3 protein-coding genes and 1 pseudogene are annotated in these 3,414 nt (G+C 62.6%); all 4 read left to right on the forward strand.

The window, feature by feature from the left end:
• A pseudogene (locus ACILSI_RS26860) lies at positions 1 to 618 on the forward strand (hypothetical protein); the annotation flags it as partial.
• 8 nt (positions 619 to 626) lie between these two features.
• On the forward strand, positions 627 to 2,300 hold the full coding sequence (locus tag ACILSI_RS26865; protein ID WP_395725010.1) for a sialidase family protein: 1,674 nt from the start codon (positions 627 to 629) through the stop codon (positions 2,298 to 2,300).
• Between the two features lie 21 nt (positions 2,301 to 2,321).
• Entirely contained in the window at positions 2,322 to 3,302 is a 981-nt protein-coding gene (locus ACILSI_RS26870; RefSeq protein ID WP_395725011.1) for an alpha/beta hydrolase, read from the forward strand.
• A gap of 27 nt (positions 3,303 to 3,329) precedes the next feature.
• Positions 3,330 to 3,414, forward strand: an 85-nt coding sequence (locus ACILSI_RS26875; protein ID WP_395725012.1) for a twin-arginine translocation signal domain-containing protein, incomplete at its 3' end; no start/stop codon positions are given.

Below are 3,414 nucleotides of genomic sequence, written 5' to 3' on the forward strand. Positions count from 1 at the left end.
GTGAACATCGGCTTCGTTCATCTGTTTCACAACGATCCCGAGAGCGTCACGCTGCCAGTGCAGCTCGGCATCAGCCGCGACAACATGACCTGGCAGCGCCTCAGCGACCGCTCGCCCTTCCTCGCGATGGGCGGCCTCGGCGAATGGGATCGCGGTGTGATCTCGCCGCCCGTTTCTGATCCCGTCCTGGTCGGCGATGAACTCCGCTTTTACTACACGGGGCGCAATCAACTCCACAGCACACGCTGGAAGTTTGAAGACGAGCCGAAGCTCCTGCCTCCGATGCCGTCGCATCGCGGTGCTCTCGGTTTCGCCACGATCAAACGCGACCGCTTTGTCGCCATGGAAGCCAGCTACAAGCCCGGCATTCTGCGCACGAAACCGTTCATTCACGATGGCGGCACGCTGCATGTGAACGCAGCGATCAAGTTCGGTGCCCTCACCGTCAGCCTGCTGGATGATCAAGGGATCTCGCTGCAAAAGATCACGATCACGGGCAAGGATGAAATCGGCCTCGCCCTGCCCGAACTGACGAAGATCGCCACACGCAAGGGCCAGCCAATGCGCCTAGAGTTTGCCGTGCAGAACGGGCGGCTTTTTTCGTTCTGGATTCAATGACTCAACCCATGAAGCGACTTTTCCTCATCTCCGCCCTTCTGCTCGCCCAACCCATGCTGATGTGCGCCGCCGACGAGGTGCCGTGGCTCCTCCACTATGACGGCCAATCCCCGCCCGCATCGCCCTGGGCCGCAATCGGCAAACCCAACACCAAGCTCGAAGGCGGCGCCTTGCATTTGAGTGACGACGCAAAAGACGACTTGGGTGCCTTTGAAGCCGAGTGGACGGGCGATCTCGATGGCAAAGAGATCATCGTCGAGGCACGCGTGAAGCTGGTGAGCATGGTCGGGCATCGGGACTCGCCCACGGCGACGTGGCCGCAGCGGGATGGGGCGCCGATTTGCGTGGAGGTTTGCGATGGAAAGCATGTCGAAGGCATTTTGCTCACGCCAGCGCAGGACAAGCATCCCGAGGCCGCGAAAGGGTATGTGCGCACGCTGACAGACCGCTTTGCGCAGGCGGACACGCGGGATGCCTTTCACACGTATCGGCTCATCATTCGCGGCGAGGACATGGCGGTCGAAAGGGATGGCAAACGCCTCATCGAAGGCCGCGATGCCTTCTGGCGACCCGCGACATCGCCGCGCAAGTTCATCCGCTTTGGCTCCACGTCGAAGCCCTTCACGGGCGAGGCGCAGTGGGAGTTTGTGCGGCTCGGTTTGCGGCCTGCGGCGAGTGCGGCGGTGGAAAAGTCGCCACTTAAGATCACCGTCAGCGAGCCGTGGCCGCTCAACGTGGACAAAAAGAACACCGAGTCGCGCCCCTACCTCTACGACATGGGCCAGGGCCTGCTTTTGACCAGCAATCCGCAAGGCAGCGATGCCTTGCTGGAGCCTTACATCGTGCGCCGCAGCACGGACGCTGGCAAAACGTGGCAAGCCGTGCCCGGCACCGAACAAAACAGCGATTCGCCGCAGGAACTCGTGCGCCTCGCCGATGGTCGCATCCTCGGGCCGTCGCGTTGGACACGATTGCAGCCGGACGGCACGCTGACGGGCAAAACCTCGCTCCTCGATGCCAAGGCGGATAACCTCACCATGCACGACAGCACCATCTCGATGCCCACGGAGTTCATGCCGTCAAAAAATGGCGAGGTGCTTCTGTTTGAACGCCACATCTGGGCTGAGAAGGATGGCAGCATCACCGCCGTCGCCTGGAGCCGCCGAGCCACGCTGAAACTGGCCAACGGCCGCGGCTTTCCGGAGCGCCACACGCATCTGCTGCGCAGCACCGATCTGGGAAAAACGTGGACGCATCTCGCGCACATCGGTCTCGGTGGCGAGCCCGCCGTCGTGAGGCTCAGCGACAGCGAATGGCTCGCGGTCACGCGGCCCGATGCGCACATGTCGAACCTCCTCCAGCATCGCTCGCTCGATGGCGGCAAGACGTGGAAGTTCGAGCGCACCCTAGAAGAAGGCAGCGTCATGCCTGACCTCGTGCTCATGAGCCACGGCGTGCTCGCGTGCAGCTATGGCCGCCCCGTTTCCAATCTCATGTTCAGCCTCGATGGCGGTCGCACCTGGCGCGATCACCGCGTCATCTCCGACCGCGCCAATTTCAACTACACCGCCATCCGCGAGATCAGCCCCGGACGCCTGCTCTACATGCACGACGGCCAGATCCCCGGCACCCTGGCGCGGATCAACTCGCTCTACATCGACGTGGAGAACACGAAGCCTTGAACGCAACATGCCACTCCAAACATGAAACTCGAACTCACCCTCATCGCCCTCCTTTTTGCTCCACTGACGACGCTGATCGCCGCCGACGCTCCGCCTAAGGCGCAGAAGCCCGCCCCCGAGCACCGGAAGTATGAACTGCCCGTCGAGCCTGACGAAAACGTCGCCTATGGCCCGCATCGGATGCAGGTGATTTATTTTTGGCGGGCCAAGTCGGACCAGCCCACGCCGCTGCTCGTTTACATCCATGGCGGCGGCTGGCAGGGCGGCGACCGATCTGTGGCTCGAAGCATGATCCTGCCCGCGCTGGAGGCCGGCATCTCGGTGGCGTCCGTGGAATACCGCACCATCAAAGACTCCACCGCCGATGGACTGGTGCCGCCGGTGAAGGGACCGATGCTCGACTGCACCCGCGCCCTCCAGTTCTGTCGCAGCAAGGCCAAGGAGTGGAACCTCGACAAAACCAAGGTCGCTCTCGCCGGCGGCTCCGCCGGTGCCTGCACGAGCCTTTGGCTGGCCTTTCACGACGAGATGGCCGATCCCACGAGCGCCGATCCCATCGCCCGTGAGTCCACTCGCGTCCTTTGCGCCGCCGTGTCCGGTGCGCAGACCACGCTCGATCCTCACCAAATGCGCGAGTGGACACCCAACAGCAAATACGGCTCCCACGCCTTCGGCATCGTGTGGGATGCGAAGAAGAAGATCAGCTCCTTCCAGATGTTCTACGACGCCCGCGAGCGCCTCCTGCCCTGGATCAAAGAATACTCACCCTATGAACTCGTCACCTCCGGCGACCCGCCCGTCGGCCTCTACTACAGCGCCCCGCCGAACCTCGGCCACGACGAAAAAGACCCCACCCACACCGCGAACTTCGGCGTGAAGCTCAAAGAACACTGCGATGCTCATCAAGTCCCCTGCGACCTCGTCTATCCCGGTGCCCCGAACGTGAAGCACGCCACCGACAGCGACTACATCAAGGCCTACCTGCGGCCTGAGTTGAAGTAGAGCCTGCCACGCTACAATCCGAACAACATGACCCCAAACACCACTCGCCGCCATTTCCTGAAGCTCGCTGCTCTGGCTCCTCTCGGAGCCGCCACAGCCCACGCGGCTTACT

The organism is Prosthecobacter sp. (assembly GCF_044232965.1).
Taxonomy (GTDB): domain Bacteria; phylum Verrucomicrobiota; class Verrucomicrobiia; order Verrucomicrobiales; family Verrucomicrobiaceae; genus Prosthecobacter.

Bases quoted from the DNA above. Each gene is read 5' to 3' on its own strand.
- ACILSI_RS26865 (WP_395725010.1), top strand. From the start codon at position 627: ATGAAGCGACTTTTCCTCATCTCCGCCCTTCTGCTCGCCCAACCCATG.
- ACILSI_RS26870 (WP_395725011.1), top strand. From the start codon at position 2,322: ATGAAACTCGAACTCACCCTCATCGCCCTCCTTTTTGCTCCACTGACG.